General features: G+C 58.5%; 21 protein-coding genes and 2 tRNA genes. 18 read left to right on the top strand and 5 right to left on the bottom strand.

The annotated features are described in order from the left end of the window. The 14 genes from glmM to MHZ97_RS04525 all read left to right on the top strand — a co-directional run bounded on the left by glmM (position 1) and on the right by MHZ97_RS04525 (position 14390). On the top strand, positions 1–1335 hold the full coding sequence (gene glmM, locus MHZ97_RS04465; protein WP_103793788.1) for a phosphoglucosamine mutase: 1335 nt from the start codon (positions 1–3) through the stop codon (positions 1333–1335). 216 nt (positions 1336–1551) lie between these two features. Next, complete coding sequence (gene secG, locus MHZ97_RS04470) at positions 1552–1887, top strand: preprotein translocase subunit SecG (protein WP_103794032.1); 336 nt, start codon at positions 1552–1554, stop codon at positions 1885–1887. A gap of 48 nt (positions 1888–1935) precedes the next feature. Next, a tRNA-Leu gene (locus tag MHZ97_RS04475) sits at positions 1936–2022 on the top strand. A gap of 59 nt (positions 2023–2081) precedes the next feature. Next, a tRNA-Met gene (locus tag MHZ97_RS04480) sits at positions 2082–2158 on the top strand. Positions 2159–2367: 209 nt separating this feature from the next. Continuing rightward, positions 2368–2820 (top strand): ribosome maturation factor RimP, encoded by a 453-nt coding sequence (rimP, locus tag MHZ97_RS04485; RefSeq protein WP_033749310.1) that lies wholly within the window; start codon positions 2368–2370, stop codon positions 2818–2820. Between the two features lie 24 nt (positions 2821–2844). Then, a complete protein-coding gene (gene nusA / locus MHZ97_RS04490; protein ID WP_033749311.1) occupies positions 2845–4332 on the top strand; it encodes a transcription termination factor NusA in 1488 nt (495 codons plus the stop codon). A 17-nt stretch (positions 4333–4349) separates the two neighbouring features. Next, complete coding sequence (infB, locus tag MHZ97_RS04495; protein ID WP_103793789.1) at positions 4350–7037, top strand: translation initiation factor IF-2; 2688 nt, start codon at positions 4350–4352, stop codon at positions 7035–7037. A 65-nt stretch (positions 7038–7102) separates the two neighbouring features. Then, positions 7103–7510, top strand: a complete 408-nt coding sequence (gene rbfA / locus MHZ97_RS04500; RefSeq protein WP_103793790.1) for a 30S ribosome-binding factor RbfA — start codon at positions 7103–7105, stop codon at positions 7508–7510. Continuing rightward, positions 7510–8454, top strand: coding sequence for a tRNA pseudouridine(55) synthase TruB (gene truB / locus MHZ97_RS04505; RefSeq protein WP_239313393.1), 945 nt, complete (start codon positions 7510–7512; stop codon positions 8452–8454). The genes rbfA and truB overlap by 1 nt, the downstream gene beginning before the upstream one ends. 118 nt (positions 8455–8572) lie before the next feature. Continuing rightward, positions 8573–8842 carry a 30S ribosomal protein S15 gene (rpsO, locus tag MHZ97_RS04510; RefSeq protein ID WP_033749314.1) on the top strand — a complete coding sequence of 90 codons (270 nt, stop codon included), beginning with the start codon at positions 8573–8575 and terminating at the stop codon, positions 8840–8842. 307 nt (positions 8843–9149) lie between these two features. Next, the gene (gene pnp / locus MHZ97_RS04515; protein WP_103793792.1) at positions 9150–11285 is read left to right on the top strand and encodes a polyribonucleotide nucleotidyltransferase; all 2136 of its coding nucleotides are present in this window, start codon (positions 9150–9152) and stop codon (positions 11283–11285) included. 131 nt (positions 11286–11416) lie between these two features. After that, positions 11417–12301: a lipoprotein NlpI gene (gene nlpI / locus MHZ97_RS04520; protein ID WP_033749316.1), complete on the top strand. Its 885-nt coding sequence runs from the start codon at positions 11417–11419 to the stop codon at positions 12299–12301. A gap of 105 nt (positions 12302–12406) precedes the next feature. Next, complete coding sequence (yrbN, locus tag MHZ97_RS22405; protein WP_100229640.1) at positions 12407–12463, top strand: protein YrbN; 57 nt, start codon at positions 12407–12409, stop codon at positions 12461–12463. A 16-nt stretch (positions 12464–12479) separates the two neighbouring features. Then, positions 12480–14390: a DEAD/DEAH family ATP-dependent RNA helicase gene (locus MHZ97_RS04525; protein ID WP_239313390.1), complete on the top strand. Its 1911-nt coding sequence runs from the start codon at positions 12480–12482 to the stop codon at positions 14388–14390. A gap of 71 nt (positions 14391–14461) precedes the next feature. Here the strand turns inward: MHZ97_RS04525 and MHZ97_RS04530 are convergent, their stop codons facing one another. Then, the gene (locus MHZ97_RS04530) at positions 14462–15208 is read right to left on the bottom strand and encodes an SDR family NAD(P)-dependent oxidoreductase (RefSeq protein ID WP_103793794.1); all 747 of its coding nucleotides are present in this window, start codon (positions 15206–15208) and stop codon (positions 14462–14464) included. Positions 15209–15387: 179 nt separating this feature from the next. Here MHZ97_RS04530 and MHZ97_RS04535 point away from each other — a divergent pair, with 179 nt between their 5' ends. Further along, a complete protein-coding gene (locus MHZ97_RS04535) occupies positions 15388–16293 on the top strand; it encodes an AraC family transcriptional regulator (RefSeq protein WP_103793795.1) in 906 nt (301 codons plus the stop codon). A gap of 18 nt (positions 16294–16311) precedes the next feature. Here MHZ97_RS04535 and MHZ97_RS04540 read toward each other — a convergent pair whose 3' ends face one another. The 3 genes from MHZ97_RS04540 to MHZ97_RS04550 form a co-directional block, all read right to left on the bottom strand. Further along, on the bottom strand, positions 16312–17322 hold the full coding sequence (locus MHZ97_RS04540; RefSeq protein ID WP_103793796.1) for a luciferase-like monooxygenase: 1011 nt from the start codon (positions 17320–17322) through the stop codon (positions 16312–16314). 116 nt (positions 17323–17438) lie between these two features. After that, a complete protein-coding gene (locus MHZ97_RS04545) occupies positions 17439–18320 on the bottom strand; it encodes a U32 family peptidase (protein WP_103793797.1) in 882 nt (293 codons plus the stop codon). A 10-nt stretch (positions 18321–18330) separates the two neighbouring features. Beyond that, the gene (locus tag MHZ97_RS04550; RefSeq protein ID WP_103793798.1) at positions 18331–19326 is read right to left on the bottom strand and encodes a peptidase U32 family protein; all 996 of its coding nucleotides are present in this window, start codon (positions 19324–19326) and stop codon (positions 18331–18333) included. A gap of 56 nt (positions 19327–19382) precedes the next feature. On the opposite strand from MHZ97_RS04550, the gene MHZ97_RS22285 reads away from it, so the two are divergent. Genes MHZ97_RS22285 through MHZ97_RS04560 form a run of 3 tightly spaced genes read left to right on the top strand, consistent with a single transcriptional unit; the run spans position 19383 to position 20554 of the window. Then, a complete protein-coding gene (locus MHZ97_RS22285; RefSeq protein WP_255728864.1) occupies positions 19383–19505 on the top strand; it encodes a hypothetical protein in 123 nt (40 codons plus the stop codon). A gap of 24 nt (positions 19506–19529) precedes the next feature. Further along, positions 19530–20054: an SCP2 domain-containing protein gene (locus MHZ97_RS04555; RefSeq protein WP_103793799.1), complete on the top strand. Its 525-nt coding sequence runs from the start codon at positions 19530–19532 to the stop codon at positions 20052–20054. After that, positions 20048–20554 carry a GNAT family N-acetyltransferase gene (locus MHZ97_RS04560; protein WP_239313387.1) on the top strand — a complete coding sequence of 169 codons (507 nt, stop codon included), beginning with the start codon at positions 20048–20050 and terminating at the stop codon, positions 20552–20554. The genes MHZ97_RS04555 and MHZ97_RS04560 overlap by 7 nt, the downstream gene beginning before the upstream one ends. On the opposite strand, the gene MHZ97_RS04565 is transcribed toward MHZ97_RS04560, so the two are convergent. Beyond that, complete coding sequence (locus MHZ97_RS04565) at positions 20538–20825, bottom strand: GIY-YIG nuclease family protein (protein ID WP_103794033.1); 288 nt, start codon at positions 20823–20825, stop codon at positions 20538–20540. The genes MHZ97_RS04560 and MHZ97_RS04565 overlap by 17 nt on opposite strands. Positions 20826–20874: the final 49 nt, after the last annotated feature.

The following is a 20874-nucleotide window of genomic DNA, read 5'->3' on the forward strand; positions in this document are numbered from 1 at the left end:
ATGAGTAATCGTAAATATTTCGGTACGGACGGCATTCGCGGCAAGGTCGGCGAAGCGCCAATCACCCCTGACTTTGTACTGAAGCTGGGCTGGGCGGCGGGTAAAGTGCTGGCGCGCCACGGCTCAAGAAAGGTGCTGATCGGCAAAGATACGCGTATCTCTGGCTATATGCTGGAGTCGGCGCTGGAAGCAGGCCTGGCGGCGGCGGGCTTATCCGCTGCTTTTACCGGCCCGATGCCGACGCCCGCTATCGCCTACCTGACGCGCACCTTCCGCGCCGAAGCGGGCATCGTTATCTCCGCGTCGCACAACCCGTTTGACGACAACGGCATCAAGTTCTTCTCCGCCGAAGGCACCAAGCTGCCGGACGAGGTAGAGGAGGCGATTGAGCTGGAAATGGAGAAGCCGCTGACCTGCGTTGAGTCCGCCGAGCTGGGCCGCGCCAGCCGTATCGTGGATGCCGCCGGCCGCTATATTGAGTTCTGTAAGGGTACCTTCCCGAGCGAGCTGAGCCTTAACGGCCTGAAAATCGTGGTCGACTGCGCAAACGGCGCCACCTACCACATCGCGCCGAACGTGCTGCGCGAGCTGGGCGCCACCGTTATCGCTATCGCCACTCAGCCCGACGGCATGAATATCAATAAAGAGTGCGGCGCGACCGATCTGCGTATGCTGCAGCAGCGCGTGCTGGCGGAGAAGGCGGATATCGGCCTGGCTTACGACGGCGACGGCGACCGCATCATGATGGTTGACCACCTGGGCGCCAGGGTCGACGGCGACCAGATCCTCTATATCATTGCGCGCGAGGGTCTGCGCCAGGGCCAGCTGCGCGGCGGCGTGGTCGGCACGCTGATGAGCAATATGGGCCTCGAGCTGGCGCTGAAGCAGCTCGGCATTCCTTTCGCCCGGGCCAAAGTAGGCGACCGCTACGTGCTGGAAAAGATGCAGGAGAAGCACTGGCGTCTCGGCGCGGAAAATTCCGGCCACGTTATTCTGCTGGACAAAACCACCACCGGCGACGGCATTGTGGCAAGTTTGCAAGTACTCACTGCAATGGTGCGCAACCATATGAGCCTGCACGATCTGTGTAGCGGCATGAAGATGCTGCCGCAGGTGCTGGTCAACGTGCGCTTCAGCGGATCCGGCGACCCGCTGGAAGACGAGACGGTAAAAAGCGTGACGGCGGAGGTGGAAAAGACCCTGGCTGGACGCGGACGCGTGCTGCTGCGTAAATCGGGCACCGAGCCACTGATTCGCGTAATGGTCGAAGGGGAAAACGAAGCGCAGGTAACCGAACTGGCGCATCGCATCGCCGAGCAGGTCAAAGCCGTTTAAGGCGCAAACGGCGGTCGGTTTTACGCCGATCCGCCGTTAAAATCATCAGGGTGGCGCTTTTTTCCGCAGTCGATCGCGGCGGTGAAAATTACCCTTGCAGAGGGGGGCGCCTTTGGTTAGTATTCACACCCGCTTCTGATGGGTGATGACGACACGGCCCATCTATACTGGCTGAAGCTTAACTGTGCGGTTATCGCGCAAGGAAACAGGTTGATTATGTACGAAGCTCTTTTAGTTATCTTCCTTATTGTAGCCATCGCCCTTGTGGGTCTGATTATGCTGCAGCAAGGTAAAGGCGCTGATATGGGAGCCTCATTCGGTGCAGGCGCATCCGCAACGCTGTTCGGTTCTACGGGTTCAGGTAACTTCATGACTCGCACCACCGGCATTCTCGCGGCACTGTTCTTCATCATCAGCCTTGTTCTGGGTAACCTGAACACCAATAAGACTTCAAAAGGAAGCGAGTGGGAAAATCTGTCAGCGCCGGCGCAGTCAACGCAATCGACTCAGCCTGCACAACCGGCAACGCCGGGTAACGATATCCCGAAATAAGATCGTCATGCTTGCGACGCGACAGATTCAAGTCGCGGTCTGAACAGTGCCGAGGTGGTGGAATTGGTAGACACGCTACCTTGAGGTGGTAGTGCCCGATTGGGCTTACGGGTTCAAGTCCCGTCCTCGGTACCAAATCTGAGTTTTACTTGCAAATATCGCAAGATCGGCGTAACATTCGTCACGTTTTCGGACGCGGGGTGGAGCAGCCTGGTAGCTCGTCGGGCTCATAACCCGAAGGTCGTCGGTTCAAATCCGGCCCCCGCAACCACTTTCCCTTAGAGTTCTTTTTCAAATATACTGTATGCATCGACGGGCGCATCGCAGCGAGTTTTGAAAAAAATTCTTCTGGACGGTGCCGAGCCGCTTAGCGGCGTACAGGGTCCAGTCACAAAAAGCCCCGATTTTTCGGGGTTTTTTGTTATCAGGAAATCGCAACACTGGGCTATTAAGCCCTTTTTTTATGTCTTGGGGGTGGGCTTGTCCACATTAGAGCAAAAATTGACAGAGTTGGTATCGGCTCCGGTAGAAGCGCTCGGCTATGAACTGGTCGGTATTGAATTCGTTCGTGGTCGCACATCAACCCTGCGCATCTATATTGATAGTGAAGATGGCATCAATGTCGATGATTGCGCGGATGTCAGCCACCAGGTAAGCGCGGTGCTGGATGTGGAAGATCCCATCACCGTGGCTTACAACCTTGAAGTCTCCTCACCGGGACTGGATCGCCCGATGTTTACCGCAGAACACTACGTGCGGTATACGGGCGAAGAAGTCAGTCTGGTCCTGCGTATGGCGGTACAGAACCGTCGTAAATGGCAGGGCATCATCAAGTCGGTCGACGGCGAGATGGTGACGGTGACCGTTGAGGGTAAAGACGAGGTGTTCGCGCTGAGCAATATTCAGAAAGCGAACCTGGTCCCCCACTTTTAAAAGTCCGGATTGAGGCTAACCAGGATGAACAAAGAGATCTTAGCTGTTGTAGAAGCCGTTTCTAACGAAAAAGCCCTGCCGCGTGAGAAAATCTTCGAAGCGCTGGAGAGCGCGCTGGCAACTGCAACCAAGAAGAAGTATGAGCAAGAGATTGACGTTCGCGTCAGCATCGATCGCAAAAGCGGCGACTTCGACACCTTCCGCCGTTGGGAAGTGGTAGAAGAGGTGACGCAGCCGACGCGCGAGATCACGCTGGAGGCAGCCCGCTTCGAGGATGAAGCGTTCAATCTGGGCGACTACGTTGAAGATCAGATCGAATCGGTCACTTTCGACCGTATTACGACCCAGACCGCGAAGCAGGTTATCGTGCAGAAAGTGCGCGAAGCCGAGCGCGCAATGGTGGTCGATCAGTTCCGCCAGCACGAAGGCGAAATCATCACCGGCGTGGTGAAGAAAGTGAATCGCGACAATATCACCCTGGATCTCGGCAGCAACGCCGAAGCGGTGATTTTGCGTGAAGATATGCTGCCGCGTGAGAACTTCCGTCCGGGCGACCGTATTCGCGGCGTGCTCTACGCCGTACGTCCGGAAGCGCGTGGCGCGCAGCTGTTCGTGACCCGTTCCAAACCGGAAATGCTGATCGAACTGTTCCGCATCGAAGTGCCGGAAATTGGCGAAGAAGTCATCGAAATTAAAGCGGCGGCTCGCGATCCGGGTTCACGCGCTAAAATCGCGGTGAAAACCAACGACAAACGTATCGATCCGGTCGGCGCCTGCGTCGGTATGCGCGGCGCGCGCGTTCAGGCTGTTTCCAGCGAGCTGGGCGGCGAGCGCATCGATATCGTGCTGTGGGACGATAACCCGGCGCAGTTTGTTATTAACGCCATGGCCCCGGCCGACGTGGCGTCAATCGTGGTTGATGAAGATAACCACACCATGGATATCGCTGTTGAAGCCGGCAATCTGGCTCAGGCGATCGGCCGTAACGGCCAAAACGTGCGTCTGGCTTCCCAGCTGAGCGGCTGGGAGCTGAACGTGATGACCGTCGATGATCTGCAGGCGAAACACCAGGCCGAAGCGCATGCTGCTATTGATATGTTTACTAAACATCTCGACATCGACGAAGAGTTCGCCACCGTACTGGTGGAAGAGGGCTTCTCTTCGCTGGAAGAGCTGGCATACGTGCCGATCAACGAGCTGCTGGACGTTGATGGTCTGGACGAAGAGACCGTAGAAGCCCTGCGTGAACGAGCCAAAAATGCGTTAACCACCCTGGCGCTGGCGAAAGAAGAGAGCCGTGGTAATCAGGAGCCCGCTGAGGATCTTCTGAATCTCGACGGCCTGGATCGTACGCTGGCGTACCGCCTGGCGGCGAAAGGCGTTTGCACGCTGGAAGATCTCGCCGAGCAAGGTGTCGACGATCTGACGGATATTGAAGGGCTGAATGATGAGCAAGCCGGCGCGCTGATTATGGCCGCGCGAAATATCTGCTGGTTCGGCGATGACGCGTAATAACAGGAAGGAACAGCATGACAGATGTAACCGTAAAATCGCTGGCCGCAGAGATTCAGACCCCGGTCGATCGCCTGGTTCAGCAATTTGCTGACGCGGGGATCCGCAAGTCGGAGAACGACGCGGTCACGCAGCAAGAGAAAGAAACTTTATTGTCTCACCTCAATCGCGAGCATGGTCAGACCGGCTCAGGCAAGTTAACATTGCAGCGTAAGACGCGCAGTACCTTGAATATCCCAGGCACCGGGGGTAAAAGTAAATCGGTGCAAATCGAAGTCCGCAAAAAGCGCACCTACGTAAAAGGTGATGCGGAAGCTGAACAGGCTGAAGCAGAAGCCCAGGCTCAGCGTGAAGCGGAAGAACAGGCGCAACGCGAGGCAGAAGAACAAGCCCGTCGCGAAGCTGAAGAAAAAGCGCAACGTGAAGCCGAAGAGAAAGCCAAGCGCGAAGCCGCTGAAAAGGCGAAGCGTGAAGCAGCGGAAAAAGAAAAAGTGACGAATCATCAAACCGACGATATGACCAAGGCTGCGCAGTCCGATAAAGCCCGTCGCGAAGCCGAAGCGGCTGAACTGAAGCGTAAAGCGGAAGAAGAAGCGCGCCGTAAGCTTGAAGAAGACGCACGCCGCGTCGCTGAAGAAGCGCGCCGCCTGGCCGAAGAAAAATCGGCTGAATGGGAGAAACCTGAAGAAGAGGATAAAGGCGACTATCACGTCACTACCTCTACTCATGCCCGTCAGGCGGAAGACGAAAACGACCGGCAGGTAGAAGCGGGCCGCGCGCGTGCGCGTACCACCGCTAAAGCCGCGCGTCCGGCGAAGAAAGGCAACAAGCATTCTGAAGCTAAAACCGATCGCGAAGAAGCGCGCGCGCAGTTCCGTGGCGGCAAAGGCGGCAAACACCGCAAGCCAAGCGCACTGCAGCAAGGCTTCAATAAACCTGCTCAGGTTGTTAACCGCGACGTCATCATCGGCGAAACCATCACCGTAGCCGAACTGGCTAACAAAATGGCGGTAAAAGGTTCGCAGGTCATCAAAGCGATGATGAAGATGGGCGCGATGGCGACCATCAACCAGGTTATCGACCAGGAAACCGCTCAGCTGGTTGCGGAAGAAATGGGTCACAAAGTGATCCTGCGCCGCGAGAACGAGCTGGAAGAAGCGGTAATGAGCGATCGCGATACCGATGCCGCGCAGGAATCCCGTGCGCCGGTCGTGACCATCATGGGTCACGTTGACCACGGTAAAACCTCGCTGCTGGACTACATCCGTTCGACCAAAGTCGCCTCGGGCGAAGCGGGCGGCATTACCCAGCACATCGGTGCTTACCATGTCGAAACCGACAACGGCATGATCACCTTCCTGGACACCCCGGGCCACGCCGCGTTTACCGCGATGCGTGCGCGTGGTGCGCAGGCGACGGATATCGTTATCCTCGTTGTGGCGGCTGACGACGGCGTGATGCCGCAGACCATCGAAGCAATCCAGCACGCGAAAGCGGCGGGCGTGCCGGTAGTGGTTGCCGTTAACAAAATCGATAAGCCGGAAGCCGATCCGGATCGCGTGAAGAACGAACTGACTCAGTACGGCATCATCCCGGAAGAGTGGGGCGGCGAAAACATGTTCGTCAATGTCTCTGCGAAAGCCGGTACCGGCATCGACGACCTGCTGAACGCCATTCTGCTGCAGGCGGAAGTGCTGGAGCTGACCGCTATCCGTGAAGGTATGGCGAGCGGCGTGGTAATCGAATCCTTCCTGGATAAAGGTCGTGGTCCGGTTGCGACCGTACTGGTGCGTGAAGGTACCCTGAACAAAGGCGACATCGTGCTGTGCGGCTTCGAATATGGCCGTGTGCGTGCGATGCGTGATGAGCTGGGTCGCGAAGTGCTGGAAGCGGGTCCGTCCATTCCGGTAGAGATCCTCGGTCTGTCCGGCGTGCCGGCAGCGGGTGACGAAGCGACCGTGGTGCGTGACGAGAAGAAAGCGCGTGAAGTTGCGCTCTATCGTCAGGGCAAGTTCCGCGAAGTCAAACTGGCGCGTCAGCAGAAGGCCAAGCTGGAGAACATGTTCGCCAACATGACCGAAGGCGAAGTCTCCGAGCTGAACATCGTGCTGAAGTCCGACGTCCAGGGTTCTGTGGAAGCGATCTCCGACTCGCTGCTGAAACTCTCCACCGACGAAGTGAAGGTGAAGATTATCGGTTCGGGCGTGGGTGGTATCACCGAAACCGACGCCACGCTGGCTGCGGCTTCTAACGCTATCATCCTCGGCTTCAACGTACGTGCCGATGCCTCTGCGCGTCGCGTCATCGATGCTGAAAACGTCGACCTGCGTTACTACTCCGTCATCTATAATCTGATCGACGAAGTGAAAGCAGCGATGAGCGGTATGCTGGCACCGGAGTTCAAACAGCAGATTATCGGTCTGGCTGAAGTTCGTGACGTGTTCAAGTCACCGAAATTTGGCGCGATCGCGGGCTGTATGGTCACCGAAGGCAATATCAAACGTCACAACCCGATCCGCGTACTGCGCGACAACGTGGTTATCTACGAAGGCGAGCTGGAATCTCTGCGCCGCTTCAAAGATGACGTTAACGAAGTGCGTAACGGCATGGAGTGTGGTATCGGCGTGAAGAACTACAACGACGTTCGCGTTGGCGATATGATCGAAGTGTTCGAAGTGATTGAAGTTAAGCGCACCATCGAATAAGCATTACGCGATGTGTTGCAATTTGGGAGGCCGCTGGCCTCCCGAATTATTTTGGAGAGTTGATTATGGCAAAAGAATTTGGCCGTCCACAGCGCGTGTCGCAGGAGCTGCAAAAAGAGATCGCCATCATTCTGCAGCGCGAGATTAAAGATCCGCGTCTTGGCATGATGGTGACGGTATCCGGCGTGGAAGTGTCGCGCGATCTCGCTTATGCCAAAGTGTTTGTCACCTTCCTCAACGACAAAGATGAGGATGCGGTGAAAAATGGTCTGAAGGCGCTGAAAGAGGCCTCCGGCTATATCCGTATTCTGCTCGGCAAAGCGATGCGCCTGCGCATTGTGCCGGAGCTGACCTTCTTCTACGACAACTCGCTGATTGAAGGTATGCGCATGTCGAACCTGGTGACGAACGTTATCAGAAACGACGTTGAGCGCCGCGGTGAGAACCCGGCGGAAGATGACAAGGAGGACTGATGAGTCGTCCTCGTCGTCGCGGTCGCGACGTCCACGGCGTGTTCCTGCTCGATAAGCAGCAGGGCGCGTCGTCTAACGATGTGCTGCAAAAAGTTAAGCGTCTCTTTAACGCCAATAAAGCGGGCCATACCGGCGCGCTCGATCCGCTGGCGACCGGCATGCTGCCGATCTGCCTCGGTGAAGCCACCAAGTTCTCCCAGTATCTGCTCGACTCGGATAAGCGCTATCGCGTTATCGCGCGCCTCGGCGAGCGTACCGATACCTCCGACGCCGACGGCAATATCGTCGAAACTCGCCCGATCTCGTTTAGCCAGGATGAGCTCGACGCGGCGCTGGAGAGCTTTCGCGGCGACACCATGCAGGTGCCGACCATGTTTTCGGCGCTCAAGTATCAGGGGCGGAAGCTGTATGAATACGCGCGCGAAGGCATTACCGTGCCGCGCGACGCGCGTCCGATTACCGTTTTCGAGCTGCAGTTTATTCGCTGGGAAGGCAGTGAGCTGGAGCTGGAAATCCACGTATCCAAAGGCACCTATATCCGCACCATTATCGACGATCTGGGTGAGGCGCTCGGCTGCGGCGCGCATGTGATTATGCTGCGTCGCCTGCAGGTAGCGCGCTATCCGATTGAAAAGATGATGACGCTGGAGCAGCTGCAGGCCGTGGCGGCGACGGTAAACGCGGCGGAAACGCCCGATTACGCGCCGCTCGACGCGCTTTTGCTGCCGATGGATAGCCCGGCGGACGCGTTCCCCATCGTCAATCTGCCCTCTGCCGTCGCTGCCTTTTTTAAGCAGGGCATGCCGGTTGAGGCGGCGAATGCGCCGCAGCAGGGACTGGTACGCGTTACGGAAGGCGATGCGCATAAATTTATCGGCATGGCGGAAATCGCCGATGACGGTCGCGTGGCGCCGCGTCGTCTGGTGGTCGAGTATCCCGCGTAACGTTACGCAACGTCCTATTTGCGTTGCTATCGGTCGAAGAGTAGAATAGCGCGGCTTTAAAGCGGGTAGCTGAATTAGAGATCGGCGCCCATACATTCATTTATTACTGGAGTTTATTATGTCTCTAAGCGTAGAAGCTAAAGCAGAGATCGTTGCTAAATACGGTCGTGGCGCTAACGACAGCGGCTCAACTGAAGTTCAGGTTGCACTGCTGACTGCCCAGATTAGCCACCTGCAGGGTCACTTCTCTGAGCACAAGAAAGACCACCACAGCCGTCGCGGTCTGCTGCGCATGGTATCTCAGCGTCGTAAGCTGCTGGACTACCTGAAGCGTAAAGACGTTGCACGCTACACCAGCCTGATCGAAAGCCTGGGCCTGCGTCGCTAAGTCTGAAGAATCTGATCAAGGATGTAGCGCAGAGAGTTTGCGAAAAAACGCGTCTTGCGATCAGATTCGTGCGAGTTTCACGAAAAGGGGGCCTTTACGGCCCCTTTTTTCGAGCAATGCGCAGCAATCCGGACCAAACTCATGTATTGTTGCAGTGAGTGATCTTCGTTTGCAGAGGTTCGCGCGGCTAATGAGAGGCTTTACCGCAGATTCGGTTAAGGGTTGTCATTAGTCGCGAGGATGCAACTGAGGATCGGTAATCCATGGCACGCCAGTGAGGCGTAGCCCCGAAGTTAAGGAATTCATTTTGCTGAACCCGATCGTACGTCAATTCCAATATGGTCAGCATACCGTCACGCTGGAAACCGGCATGATGGCGCGCCAGGCCACCGCAGCCGTTATGGCCAGCATGGACGACACCGCGGTATTCGTTACCGTTGTCGGCCAGAAAAAAGCTAAGCCAGGTCAGGACTTCTTCCCGCTGACCGTGAACTACCAGGAGCGTACCTACGCTGCTGGCCGTATCCCGGGCAGCTTCTTCCGTCGCGAAGGCCGTCCAAGCGAAGGCGAAACCCTGATTGCGCGTCTGATTGACCGCCCGATTCGCCCGCTGTTCCCGGAAGGCTTCGTGAACGAAGTTCAGGTTATCGCCACCGTGGTTTCCGTTAACCCGCAGGTTAACCCGGATATCGTTGCGATGATTGGCGCCTCCGCCGCGCTGGCGCTGTCTGGCCTGCCGTTCAACGGTCCAATCGGTGCCGCGCGCGTCGGCTACATCAACGACCAGTATGTGCTGAACCCGACCGCTGACGAAATCAAACAGTCCCGTCTGGATCTGGTGGTTGCCGGTACGCAGAATGCGGTACTGATGGTTGAGTCCGAAGCGGACATCCTGACCGAAGATCAGATGCTGGGTGCAGTGGTGTTCGGCCACGAGCAGCAGCAGGTTGTGATTGAAAACATCAATAATCTGGTCGCAGAAGCGGGCAAACCGCGCTGGGACTGGCAGCCTGAGCCGGCTAACGATGCGCTGATCGCACGCGTTGCCGCGCTGGCCGAAGCGCGCATCAGCGACGCTTACCGCATCACCGACAAGCAGGAGCGTTACACTCAGGTTGGCGTCATCAAAGATGAAACCATCGCTGCGCTGCTGGCTGAAGACGAGACGCTGGACGACGCTGAAATCGGCGATATCGTGCACAGTCTGGAAAAGAACGTGGTGCGTACCCGTATCCTGAACGGCGAACCGCGTATCGACGGCCGTGAAAAAGATATGATCCGTGGTCTGGACGTGCGCACCGGCGTACTGCCGCGCACGCACGGCTCGGCGCTGTTCACCCGTGGCGAAACGCAGGCGCTGGTCGCCGCGACGCTGGGTACCGCGCGCGACGCACAGAACCTGGATGAGCTGATGGGCGAACGTACCGACAGCTTCCTGTTCCACTACAACTTCCCTCCGTACTCGGTAGGTGAAACCGGTATGGTCGGCTCGCCGAAGCGTCGTGAAATTGGTCACGGCCGTCTGGCGAAACGCGGCGTGCTGGCCGTGATGCCGAAGCAGGAAGAGTTCCCGTACACCGTGCGCGTTGTCTCTGAAATCACCGAGTCCAACGGCTCTTCTTCTATGGCTTCCGTGTGCGGTGCTTCACTGGCGCTGATGGATGCTGGCGTGCCGATCAAAGCGGCCGTTGCAGGCATCGCGATGGGCCTGGTGAAAGAAGATGAGAAGTTTGTCGTGCTCTCCGATATCCTCGGCGACGAAGATCACCTCGGCGACATGGACTTCAAAGTAGCCGGTAGCCGTGAAGGTATCACCGCGCTGCAGATGGACATCAAAATCGAAGGCATCACCCGCGAAATCATGCAGGTTGCGCTGAATCAGGCTAAAGGTGCGCGTCTGCACATCCTGGGCGTGATGGAGCAGGCAATCAGCACGCCGCGTAAAGAAATCTCTGAGTTCGCGCCGCGCATTTACACCATCAAGATCAATTCAGACAAGATCAAAGATGTGATCGGTAAAGGCGGTTCCGTGATCCGCGCGCTGACCGAAGAGACCGGCACCACCATCGAGATCGAAGACGACGGCACCGTGAAAATCGCGGCGACCGATGGTCTGAAGGCGAAAGAGGCGATTCGTCGCATCGAAGAGATTACTGCCGAGATCGAAGTGGGCCGTATCTACAGCGGTAAAGTGACCCGTATCGTCGACTTCGGCGCCTTCGTCGCCATTGGCGGCGGCAAGGAAGGTCTGGTACACATTTCTCAGATCGCCGACAAGCGCGTAGAGAAAGTGACCGACTACCTGCAGATGGGTCAGGAAGTGCCGGTTAAGGTGCTGGAAGTGGATCGTCAGGGCCGCGTCCGTCTGAGCATCAAAGAAGCGACAGAGTCTAAGCCGCAGGGCGAAGAAGCTGCCGTGACCAGCGCACCAGACGCAGAGTAATTCCCTGTTTGCCTCTCCTTATCCCATCGCGGATGGGAGAGGCGTTTGTGTCATCGCGAGGGCGGGAATCCTTGTGCACAGCAGGCGGATAACAGGAGCGTTGTCCTAATGTTTGTATTCGGGAGTGGGAAATGAAGCCTTTTTTGCGCTGGTGTTTTGTTGCGACAGCTATCACGCTGGCAGGATGCAGCAACTCCAATTGGCGTAAGAACGAAGTTCTTGCAGTACCTCTACAGCCCACACTGCAGCAGGAAGTGATTCTGGCGCGCATGGAACAAATTCTTGCCAGTCGCGCCCTTACCGATGATGAACGCGCACAGCTGTTATATGAGCGCGGAGTGTTGTATGATAGTCTCGGTCTGAGAGCACTGGCGCGGAACGATTTCTCGCAAGCGCTGTCTATAAGACCAGATATGCCGGAAGTGTTTAACTATCTCGGCATATATTTAACGCAGGCAGGCAACTTTGATGCTGCCTATGAAGCGTTTGATTCTGTACTTGAGCTTGATCCAACTTACAATTATGCGCATTTAAACCGTGGTATCGCCCTCTATTACGGCGGTCGATACAAGTTAGCGCAAGATGATCTGCTGGCGTTTTATCAAGACGATCCCAACGATCCTTTCCGCAGCCTGTGGCTCTATCTCGATGAACGCGAGATGGATGCTGATAAGGCGAAAGTTGCGCTGCAGCAGCGTTACGACAAAGCGGCCCGTGATCAATGGGGATGGAACATTGTCGAATTCTACCTTGGCGACATCAGTGAAAGCACGCTGATGGAACGTCTCAAGGCAGACGCAACGGATAACACCTCGCTCGCTGAACATCTCAGTGAAACCAACTTCTATTTAGGTAAGCACTACCTAAGTCTGGGGGAGAAGGACAACGCGAAAGCGCTGTTCAAACTGGCGGTGGCCAACAACGTCAATAACTTTGTTGAACACCGATACGCATTGTTGGAACTGGCGCAACTCGGCCAGACACAAGACGATTTATCAGAATCTGACCAGCAATAGCTGACGAACTTTTATTGCCTGAAGTACCCGTTAAGTCATCATCTTCCGGGATGAGGGCCTTTCTGTTCGTCAAAACTTCTAATTTGAGCCGGTTCACACTTTTTGATGAAAATGACTGAAAATTTTCACGACGAGTTATGTAGACTGGCCGCCGCAATCTAAGAGGCACGTGTACTACATGACTGATATCCAAACCACTTTTGCTGACCTGGGCCTGAACGCCGACATCCTCGAATCACTGAACGGCATGGGCTACGTTAAGCCTTCTCCGATCCAGGCTGAGTGTATTCCTCACCTGCTGGCGGGCCGCGATGTACTGGGTATGGCGCAGACCGGTAGTGGTAAAACTGCAGCGTTCTCGCTGCCGCTGTTAAACAACATCGATCCTGCTCTTCGCGCACCGCAGATCCTGGTGCTGGCGCCGACCCGCGAGCTGGCGGTTCAGGTTGCTGAAGCGATGACTGAATTCTCTAAACATATGCGTGGCGTCAACGTCGTGGCCCTTTACGGCGGCCAGCGTTATGACGTGCAGCTGCGCGCGCTGCGTCAGGGCCCGCAAATTGTGGTGGGCACCCCGGGTCGTCTGCTCGACCACCTGAAACGCGGTACGCTGGATCTCTCTAATCTGCGTGGCCTGGTGCTCGACGAAGCTGACGAAATGCTGCGTATGGGCTTCATCGAAGACGTTGAAACCATCATGGCGCAGATCCCGGAAGGTCATCAGACCGCGCTGTTCTCCGCGACCATGCCGGAAGCGATCCGTCGCATCACCAAACGTTTTATGAAAGATCCGCAGGAAGTGCGTATCCAGTCCAGCGTCACCACGCGCCCGGACATCAGCCAGTCTTACTGGACCGCGTACGGTCGTAAAACCGACGCGCTGGTGCGTTTCCTTGAAGCGGAAGATTTTGATGCCGCTATCATCTTCGTGCGCACCAAAAACGCCACGCTGGAAGTGGCTGAAGCGCTGGAGCGCAACGGCTACAACAGCGCCGCGCTGAACGGCGACATGAACCAGGCGCTGCGTGAGCAGACGCTGGAGCGTCTGAAAGATGGCCGTCTCGATATCCTGATCGCCACCGACGTTGCTGCGCGTGGTCTGGACGTTGAGCGTATCAGCCTGGTCGTTAACTACGACATCCCGCTTGATGCTGAGTCTTACGTTCACCGTATTGGTCGTACCGGCCGCGCCGGTCGTGCTGGTCGCGCGCTGCTGTTCGTCGAGAACCGCGAGCGTCGTCTGCTGCGCAACATCGAGCGCACCATGAAGCTGACCATTCCAGAAGTGGAACTGCCGAACGCCGAACTGCTGAGCAAGCGTCGTCTGGAGAAATTCGCCGCGCGCGTACAGCAGCAGCTGGAAAGCAGCGATCTCGACCAGTATCGCGCTCTGCTGGAGAAACTCTCTCCGCAGGAAGAGCTGGATATGGAAACGCTGGCTGCCGCGCTGCTGAAAATGGCGCAGGGCGAACGTCCGCTGATCGTACAGCCGGATGCGCCGCGTCCGCAGCGTCGCGAGTACCGCGATCGCGACGACCGTCGTGATGACCGCCGCGCGCCGCGTGAAGCGCGTGACAACCGCGAAGGCGGCGATCGTCCGCGTCGTGAACGTCGCGACGTCGGCGAAATGGAGCTGTACCGCATTGAAGTGGGCCGTGATGACGGCGTTGAAGTACGTCACATCGTCGGCGCTATCGCCAACGAAGGCGACATCAGCAGCCGTTACATCGGCAACATCAAGCTGTTTGGCACCCACTCGACCATCGAGCTGCCGAAAGGCATGCCGGGCGATATCCTGCAGCACTTCACCCGCACGCGTATTCTCAATAAGCCGATGAATATGCAGCTGCTGGGCGATGCGCAGCCGCAGAGCGAAGGGCGCGGCGAACGTCGCGGCGGCCGTGATTTCGGCGGCGAGCGTCGTGGCGGCGGCAACCGTGAAGGTGGTCGCGAAGGCGGACGTCGTTTCTCTTCCGAGCGTCGCGAAGGCGGTCGTGAAGGCGGACGTAGCAGCTTTAGCCGTGAAGGCAGCCGCGGTCCGCGTCGCGAAGAGGGCGCTGCTGCAGCGCCGCGTCGTCGCGAGTTCTGATAATCAGCCTGGCTGATTGATAAAAAGGGAAGCCTTCGGGCTTCCCTTTTTTTTTACCTTTCTTTCTCTTCTCAGGCACCACCAGCTATCAGAACGCGCTCGCCGCTGATATAGGCGGCCTCCTCTGAGGCGAGAAACAGCGCCACCTGCGCCACATCTTCCGGCAGCCCGAAGCGCCCCAGCGGCGTCGCCGCCAGCAGCTGCGCCTTAAGCTGCGGATTGAGCTTTTTGGCCGCCAGCAGCCCTTCCGTCATAATAATACCCGGCGCCAGCGCGTTGACGCGGATATTGCGCGGGCCCAGCTCGCGCGCCAGCCCCTGCGTCAGCGTATCGATAGCGCCTTTGGTGGCCGCCCAGAGTACCGAACCCGGCGTGCTCTGCTGGCTGTTCAGCGCGCTGAGATTGATAATGCAGCCGCCGCGCGCAGGAAAGCGCCGCGCCGCCTGCTGGCAAACCAGCAGCGTGCCGAGCAGGTTCACGTTAATCTGCTGCTGCATCTCCAGCAGGCTCAGGGCGCCAAACTCGCCGTGATGAAACTGGCCGGCGTTATTGACCACAATATCGGGCGTGCCGAAGTGCGCCTCTGCGGTTTCAAACAGCCGCTCGACGTCTGTTTCGCGCGAGATATCCGCCTGCACCGCCAGCCCTTCGCTGCCCAGCGTGTGAATATCGCTCACCACATCCACCGCGCCTGGCTCATCCTGGCGATAGTTGACCACCACGCGCGCGCCAGCCGCGCCAAATGCCGTAGCGATGGCCGCGCCAATGCCCTTTGAGGCGCCCGTCACCAGCGCAATTTTTCCATCAAGTGCTTTCATCTTGTCTCTCCACCTGAGTATCGCGTTTGCAAAATATGCGCTTTCAGGCTGATTGTGCGGTAGCGCAATCCTGCAAGTCTCTTGCACGATCCTGCAAATCTGGCGGCCAGGCGGCTGCGTTCGTTGCGGGTTCAGGTAACATGTTCGCCAGCATTTATTCGCGAAGAAGGAGGGAGAATATGGCGGAACCGGCGCAGCTGGCGCATCTGGCGCAGCTTATCGCGCGTCATGCGGCCGACGATGGCCGTCACGACAGCGCGATTGATTTTCTCTTTTTCGGCCGTAGCTCGCGGCCATCGGAACCAACCTACCATGCGCAGTGGGCCAGCTTCGCGCTGGTTGCGCAGGGCGGAAAAGCGCTGCGCATAGGCGAGGAAATTATTCATTACGGTCCTGGCGATCTGCTGCTGGTGACGATGGATATGCCGGTGCGCTCCTGCGTAACCGTTGCGACGCCGGAGAAGCCCAATCTCGGCATTGGCATCGCCATCAACGAAGCGCGGTTAATGCGCTATCTCGAAACCTTTCCGCTCACCTCGTCGCTGCTGGATGCGCGCACCGAACGCGGCATCGCCGCCCATAAAGTTTCGCCGCTGCTGGTGGACGCGGTCATCCGTCTGATTCGCCTGCTGGATCAGCCGCAGGATATCGCCGCGCTGGCACCGCTTATTGAGCAGGAGATCTTTTATCGTCTGCTGACCGGCCCGGAAGGGGGCCGCATCCTTAATATGGCGCTGGCGGAGCGGCCCGGTAACAAGGTGGCGCGTGCGGCACGCTGGCTGCGGGAGAATTTTCATCAGCCGTTAAAAATCGGCCGGCTTGCCAGCAGCGTCGGCATGAGCGCTTCGTCGCTGCATCACCATTTCAAAGCGGTCACCGCGATGACGCCGATGCAGTATCAGAAGCAGCTGCGCCTTAACGAAGCGCGACGCCTGATGATGGTGGAGAAGCTGGATGCGGGTACGGCGGGCTATCGCGTGGGGTATCAGAGTGCGTCGCAGTTCAGCCGGGAGTACAGCCGTTTTTACGGCCGGTCTCCCGCGCGCGACGTGCGTCAGCTGGCGGTGGGGCCGGAAGCGTCGTAGCGCCCACCGCAGAAAAGCTTACAGCGAGCGGGCCGCTTCCATCGCGATGGCGAAGGAGCGCAGACGCGCCTCGGTATCGAAGATCTGGCCGTTGACCATAATCTCATCCGCCTGGGTTTCGCGCATCAGTCCGGCCAGGCCGTGACGCACCTTGTCGGCATCGCCAACCAGCGACATGCTCAGCGCCTGCTGCACGCCATACTGCTCCGACGGCGACCACAGGTTATCCATGTTTTCCACCGGCGCAGGCAGCGGGCCCGGCTTACCGCGGCGCAGGTTGATAAACTGCTGCTGCTGCGAGGTAAACAGGAAGCGCGCGTCACGCTCGCTGTCAGCGGCCACGACGTTAATGCAGACCATGGCATAAGGCTTCTCCAGGCGCGCCGACGGCTGGAATTTTTCACGATAGAGATGCAGCGCCTGGAACAGCTGATCGGGCGCAAAGTGCGACGCAAAGGCGAACGGCAGGCCGAGCTGCGCCGCCAGCTGCGCGCTGTAGAGGCTGGAGCCAAGCAGCCAGACCGGAATTTTCATGCCCAGGCCAGGCACGGGCTGAACCGCCGGCTGCGCATCTTCGTCGGCGTCGAACCAGTTAATCAGTTCCTGAACATCCTCCGGGAAGGTATCCGCATGGATGCTGGAGAGGTGGCGGCGCAGCGCCATCATGGTGCGCTGGTCGGAGCCGGGCGCGCGGCCCAGGCCTAAATCGATACGGCCGGGATAGAGCGAGGCCAGGGTGCCGAACTGCTCGGCGATCACCAGCGGCGCATGGTTCGGCAGCATAATGCCGCCCGATCCCAGATGCAGGGTGGTGGTATTGGCCGCCAGGTAGCCGATCAGCACCGACGTCGCCGCGCTGGCGATGCCGGTCATATTATGGTGCTCGGCCAGCCAGTAACGTTCATAACCCAACGCTTCCGCCTGACGCGCCAGCGCCAGCGAGGTATGAAAAGCATCGCGCGGGGTCGAGCCCTGAGGAATCGGCGCCAGATCCAGCACGGAAAGACGAAGGGGTTTTTTCTCAGACATGGGCACTCCAGTTGGGTATGGCGCAGGTGATGATTGACCTGCACCAACCAGTATTACGTAATAATGCCCATATTAAAACTGCTAACAACGGCAGGCGGCTAGCCTGTATGTGCCTTTCAGGAGGACAGCAGCGTCATGCCGGCCACTTTACGCCAGTAGCCGTTGCAGTCGTTGCCGCTGGCCAGCATCAGCGGCGACTGGCCCTCTTCATTGGCGCGGAAGCGAGCAATCTCCTCCAGCGTCGCGGGGCTCTGCGGCGAGAGGCGCAGAATATCGACCCAGCCACGCATGCCCACCAGATCGTTGCCGAGGTTATAGCAGTAGCCGCTCATGGTCTGAATGCCGTTGAGCACGAACACCTGCTGCCCTTCCTGTGAATGGACGCGGCGTCCGTTAGGGTAGTTGATGCAGCAGGTCTGGCAGTCATCTTTGGCGCGATTTTCGGCGCGGGCGGTAAAGCAGCGCGCCGACAGCGCCAGCGGCAGATAGCCGTAGCCCAGCACCTCCACCTCGAACTGGCTGCGAATGTTGCGCTCCTCGCTCTGCTGCAGCAGCTGCAGCAGCCAGTCGCGCGACATCTCCACCGGCATGCACCAGCGCGTCATGCCCTCTTTCACCAGCAGATGCAGCGTTTCGACGTTATAGACGTTCAGCGTAGGCCCGGCGACAAAGGGCAGCTTGCGCTCGGCCGCCATGTTCACCGTGCCGATATCGTTGGCCTCAATCAGAAACTCGCCGTTGTCGACGTAGCGCTTCAGCTCTTTCAGCTCCGAGGGCGACTGCAGCAGCGCCAGCGTGCTCAGCACCACCTGCTTGCCGCTGGTTGCCAGTTCGCGCGCCAGCTCCATCCAGCGCTGAAACGACGTGGCGCGTCGTTTGCTGCACACCGCCTCGCCGAGGTAGACAATATCCGCGCTGCTGTTTGCCGCCTGCTGATAAAAGTTCGCCAGCTGCTCTGTCGGCCAGTACCACAGCACCGGGCCGATTGCGTATTGCATTCTCTTCTCCTTATTGCCATTCACGGTGGTAAGCGCCAAGCGTGGTTTGCGAGCCTTCGGACAGTTCGTCCAGCGCCGCCGTCCAGGCCTCGGTAACCGCAAAGCTCTCTGGCGCGTGCCTGCAGCGGTCGATCGCCTGACGCCAGACGCGCGCCACCTGTGCCACATAGGCCGGGCTGCGCTGGCGTCCCTCAATCTTCACCGAGGCGACGCCAGCGCGCAGCAGATCCGGCAGCAGCGTCAGGGTATTCAGGCTGGTGGGCTCCTCCAGTACGTGATAGCGCTGACCGTTGACCTGATAGCGTCCTTTGCACAGCGTGGGATAACCGGCGCTCTCATCCGCCGCGTAGCGGTCGATCAGCACATCGTTAAGGCGCGACTCCATGCCGTTAGCCGTTTGCTGCCAGCGCACAAACTTCGCCGGTGAACAGGCGCCCGCGCTGTTGGGCGATTCGCCGGTCAGCCAGGAGGAGAGATAGCAGCGGCCCTCTGCCATGATGCAGAGGCTGCCGAAGGCGAAGACTTCGAGCGGCACCGGCGTCTCGCGCGCCAGCTGCTTCACCTGATGCAGCGACAACACGCGCGGCAGCACCACCCGGCTCAGGGCAAAGTGACGATGGTAGAAGCGCACCGCTTCCAGATTGGTGGCGGAGGCCTGCACCGACAGATGGCGTTCAACCTCGGGATAGCGCTGCGCGGCGTACTCCAGCGTGGCGATATCGGCGAGGATCAGCGCGTCCGCGCCGTTCTGCGCCGCCACGTCGATGGCGCGCCGCCAGCGGCCCATGCCGTCAGGGTGAGCGAAGGTGTTAATAGCGACATGTAATTTACGGCGATGCTGATGCAGATAGCGCGCCGCTTCCACCAGCTTCTTATCGGTAAAGTTCAGCCCGGCGAAGTGGCGCGCGTTGGTGTCATCTTTCAGTCCGACATACACCGCATCGGCGCCATTCTCCACCGCTGAACGCACGGCGGGCAGATTACCGGCCGGACACAGCAGTTCCATAGTGATCCCTCGTCGACAGGACAAGGTGACGAGTCTAGGCAAGCGGCAGGGGCGAAATGTTGATTTGGGGCAGTGAATCGCCAGTTGAGGCGACGGATAGCGGAAAATTGGCGCAATGGGGCGGCGAAATTATTGATCTCGGCTGCGGCGTGCGGCGGCGGATGTGGCAATATACCTGAAATTTCCACAAGGGAGAGACGCCCGTGTTTCAACAGTTACGTGCTGAGTTAGTGAAAAAAGGCCCGAAATTCCTGGCCTTACCTGTTTCGCTTACCCCGTTCCCGTTAAAAAAAGCTTTTCTGCAACAACTCCTAAACTGGCAATTTCGCCATGCTTTGGCGGAAGGTGAGTTAGACTTTCTGCAGGCGCGTCATCTGGGTATTGAGATCGCAGATGTGGGTTTACGCTGGATTACTACCATTGAAGAGGGCCAGCTCAGGGTCGTACAGGATGCCGAAGCGGACGTCTGGTTCCGCGGCAATGCAAACGATCTGCTGCTGGTCGCCGCCCGTAAGGCGGATCCGGATATGCTGTTTTTCCAGCGTCGTCTGCTGATCGAAGGCGACACAGAGCTGGGACTGGAGGTGAAAAACCTGATGGATGCTCTGGAACTTGAGTCTATGCCCACGGCGTTGCGCACGGGACTGCAGCAGCTGGCTGCGTTTGTCGAAGCGGGAATGAAACAGGACGCGAAGGCCGCACAGGCGCGCGTGGAGACTGTATGTTAATTCGCACAGAAATTGGGGTGGATGCGGCAAGCATCGACAGTTTGTTAAGACGCAGCTTCAGCACCGAAGCGGAAGCCGAACTGGTGCAGCAGCTGCGGGAAGACGGGCTGCTGACGCTGGGCGTGGTCGCGACGGACGACGAAGGCCAGGTGCTGGGCTACGCCGCGTTCAGCCCGGTGACGTTACAGGGCGAAGACCGTAACTGGGTCGGCCTGGCACCGCTGGCGGTCGATGAAAGCGTGCGCGGCCAGAAAATCGGCGAGCAGCTGATCTACGCCGGGCTGGATACGCTGAATGAGTTCGGCTACAGCGCGGTCGTGGTGGTGGGCGATCCGGCCTACTATAATCGCTTCGGCTTTGAGCCAGCTGCGCGCCACGGGCTGCGCTGCCGCTGGCAGGGCGGCGAAGCGGCATTTCAGATCTATCGCCTGGCGGACGATGCCTTTGTCGGCGCAGAAGGGGAGATCGATTTCGCCGAGCCGTTTAACCGGCTTGCGTAAGCCAGCTGGCAAGGCAGTCCGGCTGTTGTGCCACCAGCCGCAGCTTCTGCTGGCGGCTGAGCTGCTTGACCTGGTACTCCAGCCGCGACGCCGCGGCGCGGTCGCCGGCGTCGCAGCGATAAACCAGCGACAGCGGGCCTCTGCCGCGCAGGGCGCGCGCGCCGCGTCCGGCGGCATGCTGCTCGACGCGCCGCGCCACGTCAGTGGTGATGCCGGTGTAGAGCGCGCCGGCGGCGGTCTGGACGATATAGAGCTGCCAGCCCTCATTCATAATCTGCATCCCTGAATCTTTACTGTCGGGCAGTGTAGCGCGCCAGCGG

Source organism: Pantoea sp. ACRSC (genome assembly GCF_022346785.1).
GTDB lineage: Bacteria > Pseudomonadota > Gammaproteobacteria > Enterobacterales > Enterobacteriaceae > Pantoea > Pantoea alvi.